General features: G+C 72.3%; 13 protein-coding genes. 4 read left to right on the top strand and 9 right to left on the bottom strand.

What is annotated here, in order from left to right; translation table 11 throughout:
* Nucleotides 1-836 precede the first annotated feature (836 nt).
* The 9 genes from KBX63_RS08305 to KBX63_RS36370 form a co-directional block, all read right to left on the bottom strand.
* Nucleotides 837-3,587: a glycoside hydrolase family 38 C-terminal domain-containing protein gene (locus KBX63_RS08305; RefSeq protein ID WP_210910315.1), complete on the bottom strand. Its 2,751-nt coding sequence runs from the start codon at nucleotides 3,585-3,587 to the stop codon at nucleotides 837-839.
* Nucleotides 3,587-4,732 carry a Gfo/Idh/MocA family protein gene (locus KBX63_RS08300; RefSeq protein WP_210910313.1) on the bottom strand — a complete coding sequence of 382 codons (1,146 nt, stop codon included), beginning with the start codon at nucleotides 4,730-4,732 and terminating at the stop codon, nucleotides 3,587-3,589. Before KBX63_RS08300 ends, KBX63_RS08305 begins: the two co-directional genes overlap by 1 nt.
* Nucleotides 4,729-5,640 (bottom strand): sugar phosphate isomerase/epimerase, encoded by a 912-nt coding sequence (locus tag KBX63_RS08295; RefSeq protein WP_210910311.1) that lies wholly within the window; start codon nucleotides 5,638-5,640, stop codon nucleotides 4,729-4,731. Before KBX63_RS08295 ends, KBX63_RS08300 begins: the two co-directional genes overlap by 4 nt.
* Nucleotides 5,631-6,839, bottom strand: coding sequence for a CehA/McbA family metallohydrolase (locus tag KBX63_RS08290; RefSeq protein WP_210910309.1), 1,209 nt, complete (start codon nucleotides 6,837-6,839; stop codon nucleotides 5,631-5,633). The genes KBX63_RS08295 and KBX63_RS08290 overlap by 10 nt, the downstream gene beginning before the upstream one ends.
* Before the next feature lie 2 nt (nucleotides 6,840-6,841).
* Entirely contained in the window at nucleotides 6,842-8,011 is a 1,170-nt protein-coding gene (locus KBX63_RS08285; protein WP_210910307.1) for an ABC transporter ATP-binding protein, read from the bottom strand.
* On the bottom strand, nucleotides 8,011-8,895 hold the full coding sequence (locus tag KBX63_RS08280) for a carbohydrate ABC transporter permease (protein ID WP_210910305.1): 885 nt from the start codon (nucleotides 8,893-8,895) through the stop codon (nucleotides 8,011-8,013). The genes KBX63_RS08285 and KBX63_RS08280 overlap by 1 nt, the downstream gene beginning before the upstream one ends.
* Entirely contained in the window at nucleotides 8,892-9,809 is a 918-nt protein-coding gene (locus tag KBX63_RS08275; RefSeq protein ID WP_210910303.1) for a carbohydrate ABC transporter permease, read from the bottom strand. The genes KBX63_RS08280 and KBX63_RS08275 overlap by 4 nt, the downstream gene beginning before the upstream one ends.
* A 4-nt stretch (nucleotides 9,810-9,813) precedes the next feature.
* On the bottom strand, nucleotides 9,814-11,211 hold the full coding sequence (locus tag KBX63_RS08270) for an extracellular solute-binding protein (protein ID WP_210910301.1): 1,398 nt from the start codon (nucleotides 11,209-11,211) through the stop codon (nucleotides 9,814-9,816).
* 153 nt (nucleotides 11,212-11,364) lie between these two features.
* Complete coding sequence (locus tag KBX63_RS36370; protein WP_074308795.1) at nucleotides 11,365-12,102, bottom strand: GntR family transcriptional regulator; 738 nt, start codon at nucleotides 12,100-12,102, stop codon at nucleotides 11,365-11,367.
* 190 nt (nucleotides 12,103-12,292) lie between these two features.
* Here KBX63_RS36370 and iolC point away from each other — a divergent pair, with 190 nt between their 5' ends.
* Genes iolC through iolD form a run of 4 tightly spaced genes read left to right on the top strand, consistent with a single transcriptional unit; the run spans nucleotide 12,293 to nucleotide 16,912 of the window.
* The gene (gene iolC, locus KBX63_RS08260; RefSeq protein WP_210910294.1) at nucleotides 12,293-13,276 is read left to right on the top strand and encodes a 5-dehydro-2-deoxygluconokinase; all 984 of its coding nucleotides are present in this window, start codon (nucleotides 12,293-12,295) and stop codon (nucleotides 13,274-13,276) included.
* Nucleotides 13,273-14,160, top strand: coding sequence for an aldolase (locus KBX63_RS08255; RefSeq protein ID WP_210910292.1), 888 nt, complete (start codon nucleotides 13,273-13,275; stop codon nucleotides 14,158-14,160). Before iolC ends, KBX63_RS08255 begins: the two co-directional genes overlap by 4 nt.
* The gene (iolB, locus tag KBX63_RS08250) at nucleotides 14,157-15,065 is read left to right on the top strand and encodes a 5-deoxy-glucuronate isomerase (RefSeq protein ID WP_210910290.1); all 909 of its coding nucleotides are present in this window, start codon (nucleotides 14,157-14,159) and stop codon (nucleotides 15,063-15,065) included. The genes KBX63_RS08255 and iolB overlap by 4 nt, the downstream gene beginning before the upstream one ends.
* Complete coding sequence (gene iolD / locus KBX63_RS08245) at nucleotides 15,065-16,912, top strand: 3D-(3,5/4)-trihydroxycyclohexane-1,2-dione acylhydrolase (decyclizing) (RefSeq protein WP_247661955.1); 1,848 nt, start codon at nucleotides 15,065-15,067, stop codon at nucleotides 16,910-16,912. The genes iolB and iolD overlap by 1 nt, the downstream gene beginning before the upstream one ends.
* The last annotated feature ends 205 nt before the right edge of the window (nucleotides 16,913-17,117 follow it).

The raw sequence follows: 17,117 nt of genomic DNA, 5'->3' as shown, positions 1-17,117 counted from the left end.
CGATCCGGAGAACATGCGTGTCGGTTGGCTGAATCTGCAGGTAGCCGCTGTCCAGCCGGACGCGTCCCGCCTGGCTGCTCTCCCAGCCGTCGAGCGGGGGCGGCGCCCCGTCCCAGATCTCCAGAGTGACACTGGTGAAATGGTCGGTGTCGCCGGCGCTGAACGCGACGACGCAGTTGGGGAGACCGACAGCCATTCCTCGCCGGACGCGTCGTAGTCGCCCTCGTCGTCCAGCAGCACGATCATGCGCCGAAAGACGAGCAACTCGGTCTCCAGGCGAGTCAGGCGGCGGGGCATCAGGTGTCCTCTCCGGCGGTGACCGTGCCCGCCCCGTCGTCGGGGCGGGCACGGTCGTCAGCGCGTCCACTGCATCGATGGGCTGCCCGGGACGAGTCCGGGACGCTCTGGCGGGTAGGCCGCGTAGACCCTCTCGCGCTCCCGGCGAGCAGCCCTTCTTGGGTCGGATTGATCGTCTTCTGGCCGGTAGGTCGTCAATGACTCGTAGAAGCCGGAGCTGGGGAGCCCATTGCGACCCGCCTTTACGGCCAGTACCGGCAGGAGCACATGCTTCTCCGCCCACGAGCGTTCAGCGACTGCGATCAGCGTCGCGACCATCGAAGGGCCTCGACGGGAGAGCCCAGGGACCTCGTCGCTCAAGGCGGAGTACGACATCGTGCAGCGTTCCTGGGCGACGCGCTTGAGGACCGAATACGCGGCAGTGACGACGGTGGGGTTGGGTTTCACTCGCTCTCCCTTTCGTCTTAATCAGGTGCGGTGACAGATCGTTGCGCCAGGAGGCACGGGTTCGGTTGCCTGCTGTTCCGCCGAGGGCGCGCTCAGGCCGGGTCGAGCTGCACGGTGGCGATCTCCCAGGCGCGCATTGGAAGGCGTACTGTGCCATCGCCTTCGACGACCAGCCGTGCACCCCGCCGGCCGAGCAGGTCGGCCCGCCACGCGCCCTGTAGGGCACGCCCGGCCCGGATGACGGCGACGCTGTCCGCCGGTGTCTGCGCCACCACCCGCAGCTCGATACGGCCGCCTCGGTCACGGACACTCGTCAACGCGACGCCGGGGCCATCCACCGCCAGTCCGGTCACCGGGGCCGGCAGCACGGTGGACGGCTCGGACGTGCCGGAGAAGGCCAGCAGCTCGTGTCGGTAGGCCTCGGTCGCCTCCACCACCCCTGCCTCAGGCCAGGCGCCCCGGAACGGCAGCATCGCCAGCTCGATGCTGCGCCCCCCGCGGCACTGCGCCAGCGCCGTGGGTAGCTGCGGGCCGGCGGGCTCGTCGCGCAGGGCGTGCCGGTTGCGGGACAGCATCCCGATCGAGCGCAGCAGGGTGACGGCGAGTTCGCGACCCGAGTCGGTCAGTTCGTACTCCGTCGGCTGGGTCAGCAGCACGGCCAGCGACCCCTCCGGGCCGCCGGCGGCCACGAACCCCGCCGCCGGGAACGTCGGCAGCGGTACCTCTCCGCCGCCGCCCTCCGCCGTCAGCCCCCGCTCGACGACGGCGAACTGGCCCTCCGCGTACGACGATCGGGCCGGTGACGGCAGCGGCAGGTGCAGGCGTACCCGATGGTCGTCGCAGCGGTTTTCGAAGTCGATGCGCAGCCGGGCAAACCGCTCACCGGCGCGGAGTTCCACGCGGGTGGTGACGGTGATCGTCTCCCGGTCCACCGCGCGGGAGCCGGCGTCGACGTCGGCCGCCGCCGGCCAGCGGTACTCGCGGACCACGTCGACGACGGCGACGAGCGGCCCCTCGTGCCGCAACACCGTCCGTACCGCCCGGGGCTTGTCGATCAGCTCGTCAGCGGCCGGTGGGGCGTAGTTGTAGCTGTCGCCCACGTCGCCGCCATCGACGATGCGGCCCACCCCGTCCACGCCGAGGCCGTCCGGGGTGGACAGCCGCAGCGTGCCGTCCTCGACGACCTCGACGCGGAGCAGGCCGTTGTCCATGGTGCGATCGTCGACCGTCACCGGTCCGGACGCCATCGCAGCACCGGCCGGCAGCGCCACCGGCCGCACGGCGGCGTGCCCGAGCGCGGGTACGTCCACCAGCGCGGCGACGGTCAGCCGGGGGGCGGCGACGATGCGGACCCGCCACCGGTCCGGCTGCCCGGCGTCGGCCAGCGCCAGCCGGACGTCCTCGACGTCGAAGGCGGGGTCGCCGTGCCGGGCCACCTCGAAGGTGAGGGTGGCGTCGGCGCGCGACACCGACCAGCGGCTGATCTCCTGGCCGTAGAGTTCCCGGCCATGCACCCGGGTGAGCACCGCCGGTAGCTCGGCGGTCGGCACCAGGTCGTCCGCGAGCAGCGTCCGGGCCCGGTCGAGGACCTGCGCGGTCACCACCCGGCCGTCCGCGCCGGCCAGCCCCGGCGCCGCGTCGCCGGGCGCCTCGACGTCCAGGCGCACCAGGGCGGTCCGGGGGGTCGGGCTGGGGTTGAACAGCAGGTATCCGTCGTGCGGCACGGCGGCGGCCAGTCGGGCGCCGACCAGGTCGCAGACCGCCCGGCCGAGCTGATCGGCCTCGGCAAGGCGGGCGGCCACCTGCTCGGCGGTCTCGTCGCAGCCGCACCCGGTCACCGAGTCGTGGCAGCTGGCGTCGATCAGCCGGGTCCACGCCATGTCCAGGAAGCGCTGCACGGACGGGTCGTGCCAGAGCGCGGCGAGGGGTTCGGCGTACCGCTCGACCCGGCGCTCGGCGCGGCCCATCGCCTGCTTCAGGTGGGTGCGTACGGAGATCACACCGGGCAGGATGTTGGCCCGGGCGTGCGAGCGCAGCTCGCCAGCCACGACGGGCAGCCCGTCCACGGTGGACGGCTGGGTGGCGAAGTACTCGGCGAGCGTGCCGAGCCGCAGCCGGGTGCCGTCGAGATCGGCGGCGGCGAGCAGGTCAGGGGCGTCCGGGGCCGGCGCCGCGTGGTCGGTGCCGTACATGGCGAGGATCGGGCTACCGCCGCCGTCCGGTCGCCAGGCACCGAGCCGGGCGGCCAGGTCGGTTGCCCGGCGGGTGACGAGCGTGGCGTCGTCCATTAGGCCGGCCGCGTTGCCATACCCGCCGGGCAGGTACTCGGTGCGCACGGCCGTGCCGTCCGGGGCCTGCCAGGCGAACGCATGGGTCCGGACCCGGTCAGGTACGCCGCGGAACACGCAGGCGTGCGCCAGCCCGGCCCCGGCCAGGATCTGCGGCATCTGCGCGATGTGACCGAACATGTCGGGCAGGTAGCCGACCGGCATGGCTCCGCCCAGGTCAGCGCTGCGGGCCAGCCCGCGCTCCAGGTTACGGACGATGTTCTCCCCGGAGCAGAGGAACTCGTCGAGCAGGATCTGCCAGGGCCCGACGGCCAGCCGTCCGGCGCGTACCAGCGCCACGACCTGCTCCCGCCGCTCCGGGCGGACCTCCAGGTAGTCGTCCACCGCGGCGAGCTGCCCGTCCAGGGTGAAGCGCTGCCGCGGGTCGCGCTCCATCCGCTCGAACACCTCGTCGAGCAGGGCCACCAACCGCAGCCGGAACCGCTGGAAGGGCTCGTACCATTCCCGGTCCCAGTGGGTGTGCGGTACCACGATGATCTCGATCGCTTCCGCCATCAGCGTGCCGCCTCTCCGCCGATCGCCGCCCCGGTCAGCTCCCCGAAGCGGCGTACCACCTGTTGGCTCGTGCGTACGTCGGTCGCGCCCTCGGCGATCCCGGTCAACGGCGGGGCGCCCGCGGTGATCATCGCGTGGAACGCGACGAGCTCCTGTTCGAACGCCTCCGTCACCGACCGGAACGCGGCCCGTCGCTCGCCACCGCCCTGGGAGTCCACCGCGGTCAGCGTGGTGGGCGCGTTAAGCAGGTACGGCGAGGGGAAGACCAGCTCCAGGGAGCCCCGGGTGTGGTGCAGGGTTACCGTCTCACGGTAGGCGGGATAGTCCGGCAGGTTGAGCCACCGGATGCCGTAGCGGGCACCACCGCGCAGCCGTCCGCTGACCTCCACCGACGGCTCGACCGGGCCGTTCGGTGCGACGGGCCAGGTCGCGACGTGCTCCACGGTGGCCGGCGGGCCGGTGAAAAGCCGCAGCAGCGACAAGTCGTGGGAAATGCTGTTGATTAAGATCTGGTAGAGCGTCCGTGCAGCGGGGTCGCCGCCCACCGCGGCGTCGAGTAGTCGCGAATCGGCCGCCCGCAACCGGTCCCCCGAGCCGGGCGGTACGTCGCCGGGGGCCGGCGGCAGGTTGGCGAACGCCAGTTGCCCCTCACCCCCGGCGTGCAGGACGGTCACCTCCACCGCGTGGATCCGCTCGGCGCCGCCGAGCTCGTCGAGCAGACGCGCGGCCTCGGTGACCGCCGGGTCGTACTGCTTCATGTAGCCGACCATCAGCGACGGCGTCCCGCCGCTCAGCTCGGTCAGCCGGGCCGCCTCGGCGAGGGTGTAGGCGAGTGGCTTCTCGCAGAGCACCGGCACGCCCGAGCGCAGCGCCAGCGCGGCCAGCTCACCATGCGAGCCGGAGGTCGCCAGCAGCACCGCGTCGTATCCGCCCTCAACCAGCATCGCGCTGGCATCGGTGTACCGCCGCTCCGGTTCGACGCCGTACCGGTGGCCGAGCTCGGCCACCCGGGAGGCAGAGAGGTCGCCGAGCGCGACGACCTCGAACAGGTCCGCACGCCGCTGCAGCAGCGGCAGATGCACCGTACGGGCGACGACTCCGAGCCCGGCCACCGCGATCCTGATCCGCTTGCGCGGCTCCGTCATCGGGCCGCCTCCTCGAGCCACCGCCGGTTGGCGCGCTGGTCGGCCAGGATCCGGTCCAGGTCCCGGCCGAGCGCGGGCGCGTCCTGTTCGATCACCAGCCAGCCGGTGTAGCCGATGGCGTCGAGGCCGGCGAGCACCCCGGCGAAGTCGACGTCGCCGGTGCCCAGGGCGCAGAAGCCGCCGGCGGCCACCACCTCGGTCAGGCCGCCGCCGGCCGCCCGGACCCGCTCGTGGACGGTCAGGTCGCCGTCCTTCAGGTGCACCTGCCCGATCCGGCCGGCCCACCGGCGTACCGCCGCGACCGGGTCCCCGCCAGCCAGCAGCAGGTGCCCGGTGTCCAGGCAGACGGCGACGTCGGTGAGTTCGAGCAGCCGGTCAGCCTCGGATTCGGTCTCCACGTCGGTACCGAGGTGGTAGTGGAACACCGGCTCCAGGCCACGGTCCCGGCAGCGGTCGGCGGCCTGCTGGACCCGGGCGGCGAAGTCCGGCCAGGCGCTGGCCGGTAGCGCCGAGGTCAGGTCCGGCGGGATGCCCGGTCGGGCCATCCTGGCGGGGTTGCCGGGGCAGGCGAGAGTGGGTCGGGGCGCGAACCGGGGGTCGTCGACCGGGGCGGCGGCGAACACGTCGAGTGCCGCGTCGAGCTGGGCCAGGTCGTCGGTGAAGCCGTCCGGGTCAGCGAACCGCAGGTCGACCCAGCCGCCGGCGAGCCCGATGCCGGACTCGCCCAGCCGCCGGGCCAGCAGCTCGCCGGTGCCGAGGTAGCCGATCGGCCCAGAGTCCACTCCGGCGTATCCGTCCCGGTTCAGGGCCGCCAGCAACTCGTCGGGGCCCGGGGATGCGCCGGCCGACTGATAGATGCCGTAGTTGACGGGTGCGCCGGCCACCCGCGTGCGTCCGGTCAGATGCATAGTGCGATCACCTCCATGCGGTGGGACTCCAGGACGTGCAGGCCGTCGCCGGCCGGGAACAGGCACCGGTCACCGCGGACCGCTCGGTGGCTTCCGTCGGGGTAGCCGAGCAGCGTTCCGTCGGCGTCGAGCGCCAGCAGTTCCTCGCCGAGGCGGAGCAGCAGGGGTTCGTCGGGGCCGGCGGAGACAGCGGTACGACCGGCGCGCAGCGCGTCTAGCACGGCGCTGTCGGGCGGCGAGTCGCCGCCGACCAGTACCCAGGTCGTGGGCGAGCCGGGCGGCACGCCGTCGCCGGGGCGGTGGAAGTCGCTACCGCCGACCGGTACGACGTCCGGACGCCACGCCTGCGCCCACGCCAGAGGGGCGCCCCAGGTGCGGTCCCACCAGCCGGAGTGCCAGACCTCGGCCAGCCGGGCCCGAGCGGTCAACGGCTGCCGCCAGGCGCAGTCGGCACCCAGGGGATGGTTCACCGACATCAGCCCGCCGGCCCGTTCCGCGGTGGCCAGCCACTCGTCCGGCGGCTGCCGAAAGTCGATCCAGCCGACCGGGCCGAACACATTGGCGTGTCCCCGGTCGGTGGTCACCTCCTGCCCGGGCACCAGCGCGATGCCGTACCGGGCCGAGGAATCGGGCAGCCAGGGGTGGTGGCTGACCGTGTTGTGGTCGGTGACGGCGAGGAAGTCCAGTCCGCGGGAGGCCGCCAGGGCGGCCAGCTCGTCGATGGTCTGCACCCCGTCGCTGTGCACGGTGTGTGTGTGCAGGTCCCCGGGGAGCCACCGCTGGCCGTCCACGGCGGGCAGCGCCCGGCGGGGCGGGCGGTCGGGGCGCGGCGGAGCGACCGGCTGCGCCGGCGCCTCGGGTCTTTTGGTGCTGACGGTGGTGGTGACCTCGAAGTCCAGCCCGTCCGGCGGGATCCGGTGCAGCCGGAGCAGCACCTGCCACTCACCGGGTTCCAGCTCGCCGGGCAGGTAGCCGGGCGTGGCCCAGTCGGGGGCCACGGTATAGCCGTCGCGGGCGCCACCCGACCAGCCCCGGAAGCCGGCCGGGCCGAGGCAGCCGAGGTCCAGCACGCCGGCCTGTCGGGGGTAGTCCAGTCGTACGGTCAGGGCGGCGGTGCCGGGCGGGACGGTGACCGGGAGGGTCCGCAGCACACTTTCGGCGCGGTCCCGCAACGTCCACCTGCCCCGGTGCACCGCCATGGTCACCGCTCCGCGTCGACGCCGGTCCGGGCGGTAGGCACCGCCGGTGCCGGCGCTGTGCTCACCAGTTCCCCGTCCCGGTAGAGCAGCGATCGTCCGGGCCGCGGCACCACCCACCCGGTGTCACCGGGCTCGGGCTCGCGTCCCTCGGGCACGACGACCTGGAGGGTGGTCCCCGCGACCCCGACGGCGTCACCGACCCCGTCCATCACCCCGTCCCCGGTCGGCACGTCGAGGGAGACCAGCGAGAAGCTGCCCAGGTTCTCCACCACCACCACCTGCCCGCTCAAGGCACCGGGTACCGGTTCCGGGGAGTAGTCGAGGTACTCGGGCCGGACTCCGTAGACCAGCTTCTCGCCGTCGGTCACCCGGTCGTCGGCGTCCTGCGGCATCGGCAGCCGCGTACCGGCGACGGCCAACTCGCCGTCGTGCACCTCGGCGTCGACAAGGTTCATCGGGGTGGAGCCGATGAACCCGGCGACGAACGTGTTGGCCGGGCGGCGGAACACCTCGGTGGGGGTGCCGACCTGGCGGATTCGGCCGCCCTCCATCACCGCGATCCGGTCCGCGAGGGCGAGCGCCTCGGCCTGGTCGTGAGTGACGAAGACGGTGGTGACACCCAGCTCGCGTTGCAGCCGCTTGAGGAACGTGCGCGCCTCCAGCCGCAGCCGGGCGTCGAGGTTGGACAGCGGCTCGTCGAGGAGGAACACCTGAGGGTGGCAGGCCATCGCCCGGGCGAGTGCCACCCGCTGCTGCTGACCGCCGGAGAGCTGCCCCGGGCGGCGCTCGAGCAGCGCGGACAGGCCCAACTCGTCGGCCGTATCCGCGGCCTTGGCGGCGCGGCCGCGGCGGTCCATCTTCCTGATCCGCAGCGGGTAGGCGATGTTGTCCTGGACGGTCATGTGCGGATAGAGCGCATAGTCCTGGAAGACCATCGCCACGTCCCGCTTTCCCGGCGGCAGATTGGTGACGGTGCGCTCGCCGATGCGCACGCTGCCGGCGGAGGCCACCTCCAGCCCGGCGATGGTGCGCAGCAGCGTGGTCTTGCCGCAGCCGGACGGGCCGAGAAGGGCGAAGAACTCGCCGTCGGCAATCTCCAGGTCGAGGGCGTCCAGGGCCCGCACCCCGTTGGGGTAGACCTTGGTCAGCTCGCGCATGGCAATGGCGGACATCAGCGCTTGATCCCTCCGTGGAAGCGAAACCCGTACCGGCTGCTGACGAAGACGAACATGAGCGCGACCGGCAGCGAGTAGAGCAGCGAGAACGTGGAGAGCAACCGCAGGTCGGCCTGGCCGCCCTCGGTGTAGAGGGTGTACATGATCACCGCGGCGGGCGCCTTCTCCGGCCCGCGCAGCAGCAGGAACGGCACCAGGAAGTTGCCCCAGACGTTGGCCACCGCCCAGACCCCCACGGTGGCCAACCCGGGCCGGACCACCGGCACCACGATGTGTCGCATGATCTGCAGCGCGCTGGCGCCGAAGACCCGCGCCGACTCCTCGTAGGACGTCGGTGTCGAATCCATGAAGTCCTTGAGGATGAAGATCGCCGCGGGCAGCAGCCCGCCGCTGAGGATCAGGATGACGCCGAGCCGAGAGTCGATCAGGTTGAGCCGGAACGCCAGCTCGAACAGCGGCACCATGGTGGCCGTGCCGGTCACGATCGACGAGAGCAGCAGCAGCCCGTAGAGCAGCGCGTCGCGGCCGGGCACCCGCACCCGGCTCAGCGCGTACGCGGCCAGCGCCGCGAACGTGACCACCAGGGCGGCGGTGCCGGCGGCCAGGTAGACCGAGTTGAGCAGCGAGCTGAGCGCGTACGGGTTGTCTAACAGGGCGCGAAAGTTGTCGAGGGTGAACTGCGGCAGCGACGCGGTGATCGTCGGGGTGTCGTCGAAAGGCGCGGTCGCCAGCCACAGCAGCGGCAGCGCGAAGAACCCGAGGACGGCGCAGAGGAAGGTGTAGCGCCCGATCCGGGCGAGCAGGTGGCGTACGGCGATGGTGGGGCCCTCGCCCGCCGGATCGGTGGCCGGTGCCGGCGCCGGCGCAGTACCGGTGTTCATGCCTTTTCCTTCCGCCGGCCCAGCATGCGCAGGTAGACCAGCGCGATGACCAGATTGATCAGCAGCATGATGAACGAGATCGCGGCACCGAAGCCCAGTTCACCGCCGGAGAGCGCCACCTTGTAGACGTAGACCGGCAGGATCTCCGAGCGCTGCTCGGGGCCGCCGGCGGTGATGAGGAACGGCGCGAAGTCGTTGAACGTCCAGAGACTGATCAGCAGCAGGTTGGTCAGCACGTGCCCGCGGATGCGCGGGAAGACCACGTCGCGCAGTTGCTGCCAGGTGGACGCGCCGGCCAGCCGGGCGGTCTCCAGGTGCGAGCGGGGGACGTTCTCCAGCGCGGCGGCGTAGAGCATCATCGAGAACGCCGTGCCGCGCCACGTGTTGAAGATGATGATCGACAGCATCGGGTGGTCGAGCAGCCAGGCGGTACCGGGGATGCCGAGCAGCGTGTTGAGCGTGCCGGCGTCCCGATCGAGCAGGGCGATCCACAGGAACGCGACCACCGAGCTGGGCAGGATCCAGGCGAGCATGACGAACGCCTCGACCACCCGGCGCAGCGGGCCGCGGCGGTCGCGCAGCGCGAACGCGATGGCGAAGCCGAGCCCGGCCTGGCCGATGACCGCCGAGCCGAGCACGAACTGGAGGGTCAGCACCAGCGAGCTGCCGAACCGCTCGTCGCCCAGGGCCCGGGTGTAGTTGTCCAGGCCGACGATCTCCGGGTTGGCGGCGGCCAGGCCGGTGAGCCGGTAGTTGGTGATGCCCAGGTAGATCGTCCACGCGGCCGGCACCACGAGGAAGAGCAGGATCAACACCATGCTCGGCACCAGGAACCCGGTGGCCCGGGCCCGGCCGAGGCCGGCGGCGTCGGGGCCAGGGGAGGCGCCCGTGGCCGGGCGCCTCCCCTCCACCACCTGGTCAGGAGGTGACGTTACCTGGGCCACCGACGATCCCTTCGACCTTCTTCTGATACGCGGTGGCCGCCTCGTCGACGCTCTTGCCGCCGGCCACGTCCGCGGTCGCCTCCTGCAGCGCGACCGACACCTGCGGGTAGACCGCCAGCGGCGGCCGGTACGCCGTGACGGGCAGCACCTTGTCGGTGATGAAGCTCAGCATCGGGTCGCCCGCGAGGACCTCCTTGTTGACGTCCGTCCGCGCGGTAATCCGCTTCTCACCGGCGAGTTCGGCCTTGACGCCCTCCGCCGAGTGCATGAACGACAGCAGTTCCCACGCGTGCGACGGGAACTTGGAGTTGGGGTTGAGCACCCGCACGCCGCCGCCGGACATGCTCACAAAGTCCTGCCCGCGGATGCCGGCGCCGGGCTGCTTGGCGGGGATCAGCGCGTAGCCGACGGTGGTGTCCCGGTCGGCCATCTTGGCGATGCCGCCGCTCGGGTTGACGACGCTGCGCCAGAAGTAGTCACCCTCGCCCAGGATGCCGATCTTGCCGGCGGCGAACTCCGCGAAGGACTTGTCTCGCCCCTTCGCCTCCTGCTGGAGCTTCGGGTCGCCGAGGCCCCCGCCGTAGACCTTCGTGTAGAAGTCGAGCACGTCCTTGACCGGCTGGCTGGCGCCGGCCCACTTGTTGTCCTTGTAGATCTCGCCTCCGGCGCCGACGAGCAGCGGCAGCGCGCCCTGCATGCTGGTGGCCTCGCCCATCGCCGTGCCGGCGTTGATCTGGATCGGGGTCACCCCGGGAAGGGCCTTGAGTTTGGTGCCGGCGTCGAGGATCTCCTGCCAGCTCTTCGGCTGCCAGTCGGTGGGCAGGCCGGCCTGGGCGAACAGCTTCTTGTTGTAGTAGAGGACCCGGCCGTCGGTGCCGAGCGGGATGCCGTAGCGCTTGCCCTCGAATGAGCCGAGGCCCTGCACGGTCTCCGGAATCTGCGACCAGCCCTCCCAGGAGTCCACCTCCGAGCCGGCCACATCGGACAGCGGCTTGAGGTAGCCGGCCTGGACGAACTCGCCCACCCAGATGCCGTCCAGGGCGATCACGTCGGCGCCGCCCTTGGAGCGCAGGTCGAGGGCCTGCTTGGTCTTGTACTGCTCGTCGTCGACGCCGCTGGGCACGAATGTGACCTTCGCGGTGACGCCCTTGGCCTTCTGGGCCTCGATGAACTTGGGGATGACCCACTTCTCGATCCACTCGGCGCCGGCGGAGCTCTTGCCGCCTACGATGGAGTTGGCGGCGATGGTGAGGGTGATGTTCTTGGCGTCCTTGCCGGCGGGCTCGGACGAGTCGCCGCAGGCCGTAGCGGCGAGGGCGACGGCGGTTAACGCGGCGAGCACGCCCGCTGCGTGTTTCGGCTTGGCTGACATGGGCTGTTTCCCTTCGCAAGGAGCGACTTCGAAGAGACTCGCGGGTTGCCCGCCGGCCGCAGGTCAGCCGCCAGCGGTGGTTAGCGGCCACAATGTCATGACAGCCTGACGACGTAAATACCTGTCACTGAAATGAGCGCGAAACATCCACCGTCACCGCTCCGCGACGGTCACCTCGAGGGAGTAGCGGGTGGCCCGGTAGATGTGGGCGCCGTGCTCGACGTAGCGGCCCTGATCGTCGTACGCGGTGCGGGTCATGGTGAGCAGTGGCGCCCCGCGCCGCTCGCCGAGCATCTGCGCCTCGGCGGCCGTCGCCGCCCGCGCCCCGATCCGCTGGTGGGCGCCGCGGATCCGCATGCCACTCGCGCGCAGGATCCCGTACAGGCCGTTTGCCTGCAACGCGTCCATGCTGAGCCGCACCAGGTCGGCGGGGAGCCAGTTCTCCATCACGGCGAGGGGTTCCCCGTCGGAGAACCGCAGCCGGCGCAGGTGCTGCACGTCGTCGCCGGGCGGCACGCCGAGTGCCTTGGCGACCTCCGGCGGACAGGGCACGGTGGCCAGTTCGAGCACCGACGTGGACGGTTGCTGGCCCGCCCGCAGCAGGTCGTCGTGCAGGCTGGTCAGCTCCACCGCTCGCCGGATTTCGCCACGCACCACCTGGGTGCCGACGCCTCGGCGGCGGACGATGAGTCCCTTGTCGACCAGGTGTTGGATGGCCTGCCGCACGGTGGGGCGGGAGAGCCCCAGCCGGTCGGCCAGCTGCAACTCGCTGTCCAGGCGATCGCCCGGCGCGAGGTCGCCACGCTGAATCGCCGCGGCGAACTGCTCCGCGACCTGGAAGTAGAGCGGGACCGGGCTGCTCCGGTCGACCGCGAAATCAGGGCCCGTCACGGCACCTCCTCGCCTCGGCCGCGCGGGATCTCACGGCGCGATGATGGGCGCCACTGTACCGAAGCGGTCACCGACCGCAGAGGCGGATGTCATGACAACACATTGACACAACTCATGGAGCACTGTTACCAATCAGGGACAGCAGCGAGCTGGCGGGCACGCCGTCGCCGGCCGGGACGAAGGACGCCACATGCTTGATGTGCTCACCATCGGCCGGGTGGGGGTGGACATCTATCCACTGCAGATCGCCACGCCGCTGGCCGAGGTCGAGACGTTCGGCAAGTTCCTCGGCGGCAGCCCCACCAATGTGGCCGTGGCGGCCAGCCGGCAGGGCCTGCGCGCCGGAGTCATCACCCGCACCGGCGCAGACGCCTTCGGCGACTACGTGCACCAGGCGCTGCGCGACTTCGGCGTCGACGACAGTCAGGTACGCCCGGTCAACGGGCTCCCCACCCCGGTGACCTTCTGCGAGATCTTCCCGCCCGACCACTTCCCGCTCTGGTTCTACCGCACCCCGACCGCCCCCGACCTGCAGATCCGGCCCGAGGAGCTGGACGTCGACGCGATCGCCGCTGCCGGGGTCTTCTGGCTCAGCGGGACGGGCCTGTGCCAGCAGCCGAGCCGCGACGCCCACGCCGCCGCGCTGGCCGCTCGGGACCGCCGCCCGCACACCGTGCTCGACCTGGACTTCCGGCCGATGTTCTGGCCCGACCCGGCGGCGGCCACGGCGGCGATCGCCGAGGCGCTGCCGCAGGTCACCGTGGTGGTCGGCAACCTTGACGAGGTGCAGGTGGCGGTCGGCACCCGCGACCCCGACCAGGCCGCCGGGCTGCTGCTCGACCGCGGGCCCCGGCTGGCCGTGGTGAAGCTCGGGCCGCAAGGGGTCCTCGCCCGCACCGACACGCAGACCGTCCGGGTGCCACCGGTGCCGTTGAAGGTGGTCAACGGGCTCGGCGCCGGCGACGCGTTCGGCGGTGCGCTCTGCCTGGGGCTGCTGCGCGACTGGCCGTTGGAGCGGACCCTGCGCTTCGCCAACGCCGCCGGCGCCATCGTCGCCTCCCGTCTGGCCTGCTCAGCCGCCATGCCCGACCATGCCGAGACCGCGGCGATGGCCCGGACAGACCAGCTGGAACCGGCGCCGTCGACCGCCGCCGTCAGAGGAGAAGTCCGGTGAGCACCGAGTACGACGCGCTGACCCTCACCCGCGCCCACCGGCCGCAGGCGATCGCCGAAGCCGCCGCCGGCCGCAACCGCCGGCCGTGGCCCGACCACGGACAGCCGCTGTTCATCATCGCCGCGGACCACCCCGCGCGGGGCACCCTCGGCGTCCGGGACCGCCCGATGGCCATGGCCGGGCGCGCCGACCTGCTGGACCGGTTGCGCCTGGCGCTGTCCCGGCCCGGCGTCGACGGCGTGCTCGGCACCCCGGACATCCTGGAGGACCTGCTGCTGCTCGGCGCATTGGAGAACCGCTTGGCCATCGGCTCGATGAACCGCGGCGGCCTCTCCGGCGCCACTTTCGAGCTCGACGACCGGTTCACCGCGTACGACGCCGACAGCATCGCCGCCATGCGTTACGACGGCGGCAAGATGCTGTGCCGCATCGACCCGGACGACCCGGGCAGCGCCTCGACCCTGCACGCCTGCGCCCGGGCGGTCACCGCGCTGGCCGCCCACCGGACGATCGCTCTCGTCGAGCCGCTCTGGGTGGGGCGCAGTGACGGGCGGGTCCACGCCGACCTGCGGCCGGAGGCGGTCATCAAGGGCGTCAGCGTCGGTCAGGCCCTCGGTGCCACGTCGGCGTACACCTGGTTGAAGCTGCCGGCGATCGATGAGATGGAGCAGGTGATGGCCGCGACCACGCTGCCGGTCCTGCTGCTCGGCGGCGACCCGGTGGAGGCGCCGGACGTGGTGTACGCGCGATGGGAGGGGGCGTTGCGGCTGCCCGGCGTCCGCGGGCTGGTGGTCGGCCGGGCGCTGCTCTACCCACCGGACGACGACGTGGCCGCCGCCGTCGATCTGGCCCACTCGCTGCTGCCCACGGGCGAGCCGGCATGAGCACACGGAACCCCGACGCCCACCTGCCCTGGGGGACGACCGCGCGGGCGCCCTGGGCGGTGGAGATCACCCCCGAGCGGGCCGGCTGGACCTACGCCGGGCTGCGCGTGCTCTCCCTGCCCCAGGGCGGCCAGGTCACCTTCGACACCGGCGACGAGGAAATGCTGGTGCTGCCGCTGGCCGGCGCCGCAACCGTGCACTGCGACCGGGTGCGGCTCGTGCTGACCGGCCGCGCCTCGGTCTTCGCCGCCGTCACCGACTTCGCGTATCTCCCCCGGGACGCCACCGTGACGGTCCGGGGCGAGGGCCGGTTCGCCCTGCCGTCGGCTCGCGCCACCCGACGGCTCTCGCCCCGCTACGCCGCCGCCCGGGACGTGCCCGTCGAGCTGCGCGGCGCCGGTCCGGCCAGCCGTCAGGTCAACAACTTCTGCGCGCCGAACGCCTTCGACTGCGACCGCCTGGTCGCCGTGGAGGTGCTCACCCCCGCCGGCAACTGGTCGTCCTACCCGCCGCACAAGCACGAGGAGGACCGGGCGTACGACGACGGCCGGGTCGAGGCGGAGCTGGAGGAGATCTACTACTTCGAGGTGGCCGGCGGGGCGCCCGGCGACCCCGACGGCCCGGTCGGCTACCAACGGGTCTACGGCACCACCCGCCGGCCAATTGACGTGTTGGCGGAGGTGCGCGGCGGCGACGTGATGCTCGTCCCGTACGGCTACCACGGGCCGTCGATGGCCGAACCGGGCTATCACCTCTACTACCTGAATGTGCTGGCCGGGCCCGCCCCGGCGCGAAGCATGGCCTGCGTGGACGACCCCCGTCACGGCTGGATCCGCGGCAGCTGGGCCGACCAGCCGATCGATCCCCGATTGCCGCTGGCCGGACCCACCCCGGGAGGCGCGTGATGCCCAGGCTCACGGTGGCGCAGGCGCTCGTGACGTTCCTCGCCCGGCAGTGGTCCGAACGGGACGGGCACCGGCTGCGGCTGATTCCGGCCTGCTTCGGCATCTTCGGACACGGCAATGTCGCCGGGATCGGCGAGGCGCTGGCCGGCCCGGCGGGGACTGACCTGCCGTACCACCTGTGCCGCACCGAGCAGGGCATGGTGCACACCGCGGCGGCGTACGCCCGAATGAGCGACCGGCTGAGCACTCTGGCCTGCACCACCTCGATCGGCCCGGGCGCGACGAACCTCGTCACCGGAGCGGCGGGCGCCACGGTCAACCGGCTGCCGGTGCTGCTTCTCCCCGGAGACATCTTCGCCTCCCGGCCGGCCAACCCTGTGCTCCAGGAGCTGGAGGACCCGCGCTCCTACGACGTGAGCGTCACCGACGCGCTGCGGCCGGTCTCCCGTTACTGGGACAGGATCAACCGACCGGAGCAGCTCCCAGCGGCGCTGCTGGCCGCCATGCGGGTGCTGACCGATCCGGTGGAGACCGGCGCGGTCACCCTCGCCCTGCCGCAGGACGTGCAGGCCGAGGCATACGACTGGCCCGAGGAGCTCTTCGCCGACCGGGTCTGGCATGTCCCACGCCCCCGTCCGGACGACGCGGCGGTCGCCCGGGCGGCTCGGGTCGTCACGGCGGCGCGCCGGCCGGTGGTAGTGGCCGGCGGCGGGGTGATCTACAGCGGAGCCTGCGACGCGCTGCGCCGGTTCGCCGAGAAGCACGGTGTGCCGGTCGCCGAGACCCAGGCCGGCAAGGGCGCCCTGCCGTCCGACCACCCGCTCGCCCTCGGCGCCGTGGGAGTCACCGGCACCAGCGCGGCCAACGAGATCGCCGCCGGCGCGGACCTGGTGATCGGGATCGGTACCCGCTACAGCGACTTCACCACCGCCTCGGGCACCCTGTTCGGCGGGGACACCCGTTTCGTCAACCTCAACGTCACCGGCTTCGACGCCGCCAAGCTCTCCGGCCTGCAGGTCGTCGGCGACGCCCGGAAAAGCCTCGCGGCCCTCGGGGCGGCGTGCACCGGCTGGGCCACCGAGCCGGCCTACCGCGCGTCGGTCGCGGAACTGGGCCAGCGGTGGACGGCCGTGGCGGATCGGGCCCTGTACGCCGACCCCGACGCGCGGCCCACCCAGACCGCCGTCATCGGCGCGGTCAACGACGCCGCCGGGCCGCGTGACGTGGTGGTCTGCGCGGCCGGGTCGATGCCTGGCGACCTGCACCGGTTGTGGCGCAGTGCCGACCCCAAGAGCTACCACGTCGAGTACGGGTACTCGTGCATGGGCTACGAGATCGCCGGCGGGATCGGGGTCAAGCTGGCCGCGCCGGACCGGGAGGTCTTCGTGCTGGTCGGCGACGGCTCCTACCTCATGCTGCCCACTGAGCTGATCACCGCGGTGGCGGAGGGGGTCAAGCTGGTCGTCGTGCTGGTCGACAACCGGGGCTTCGCCTCGATCGGCCGGCTCTCCGAGAGCGTCGGCGCGCAGCGGCTCGGCACCGCCTACCGGGACCGGTCGGGTGCTCCCCTCGCCGTCGACCTCGGTGCCAATGCGGCGAGCCTCGGCGCGGACCTTATCCGGGTGGCGACGATCGAGGAGCTGGGGGCAGCGCTGGCCACCGCGAAGGCGGCCGACCGGACCACCGTCATCCATGTCGAGACGGACCCGCTCGTCGCCGGACCGGACGCCGGGGCCTGGTGGGACGTACCGGTCGCCGAGGTCTCCGCGCGCGGCGAGACGCAGGTCGCGCGCGCCGGGTACGAGGCGGGGCGCAAGGCACGCCGCACGCACCTGCGGCCGGAATGAGACAGCGGACACGAAGAAGGCCTTCATCGACCGCTCGCCGCGATACCCGCCGATCACCGCTGACGCCCGTTCGCTGGACGCCAGCTTTGCCTCACCGAGCACGATCGCAAGGATCAAAGCTGGTTCGATCGAAGGCTGCGACGGGAGGCGCCATGACGGCGTCCGCGGGCGCAAACTGGCAGGAGCGGCCGGCGCGGCGGCATTG

The organism is Micromonospora sp. U21 (assembly GCF_018070045.1).
Taxonomy (GTDB): domain Bacteria; phylum Actinomycetota; class Actinomycetes; order Mycobacteriales; family Micromonosporaceae; genus Micromonospora.
The sequence above is the reverse complement of the archived record's forward strand: the minus strand, read 5'-3'. Positions and strand labels throughout refer to the sequence as shown.

Excerpts from the sequence above, each read along its gene's own strand:
- KBX63_RS08295 (WP_210910311.1), bottom strand. The coding sequence starts at position 5,640 with ATGCATCTGACCGGACGCACGCGGGTGGCCGGCGCACCCGTCAACTAC.
- KBX63_RS08285 (WP_210910307.1), bottom strand. The coding sequence starts at position 8,011 with ATGTCCGCCATTGCCATGCGCGAGCTGACCAAGGTCTACCCCAACGGG.
- iolB (WP_210910290.1), top strand. The coding sequence starts at position 14,157 with ATGAGCACACGGAACCCCGACGCCCACCTGCCCTGGGGGACGACCGCG.
- KBX63_RS08290 (WP_210910309.1), bottom strand. The coding sequence starts at position 6,839 with ATGGCGGTGCACCGGGGCAGGTGGACGTTGCGGGACCGCGCCGAAAGT.
- KBX63_RS08300 (WP_210910313.1), bottom strand. The coding sequence starts at position 4,732 with ATGACGGAGCCGCGCAAGCGGATCAGGATCGCGGTGGCCGGGCTCGGA.
- KBX63_RS08270 (WP_210910301.1), bottom strand. The coding sequence starts at position 11,211 with ATGTCAGCCAAGCCGAAACACGCAGCGGGCGTGCTCGCCGCGTTAACC.
- iolD (WP_247661955.1), top strand. The coding sequence starts at position 15,065 with ATGCCCAGGCTCACGGTGGCGCAGGCGCTCGTGACGTTCCTCGCCCGG.
- KBX63_RS08280 (WP_210910305.1), bottom strand. The coding sequence starts at position 8,895 with ATGAACACCGGTACTGCGCCGGCGCCGGCACCGGCCACCGATCCGGCG.
- KBX63_RS08305 (WP_210910315.1), bottom strand. The coding sequence starts at position 3,587 with ATGGCGGAAGCGATCGAGATCATCGTGGTACCGCACACCCACTGGGAC.
- iolC (WP_210910294.1), top strand. The coding sequence starts at position 12,293 with ATGCTTGATGTGCTCACCATCGGCCGGGTGGGGGTGGACATCTATCCA.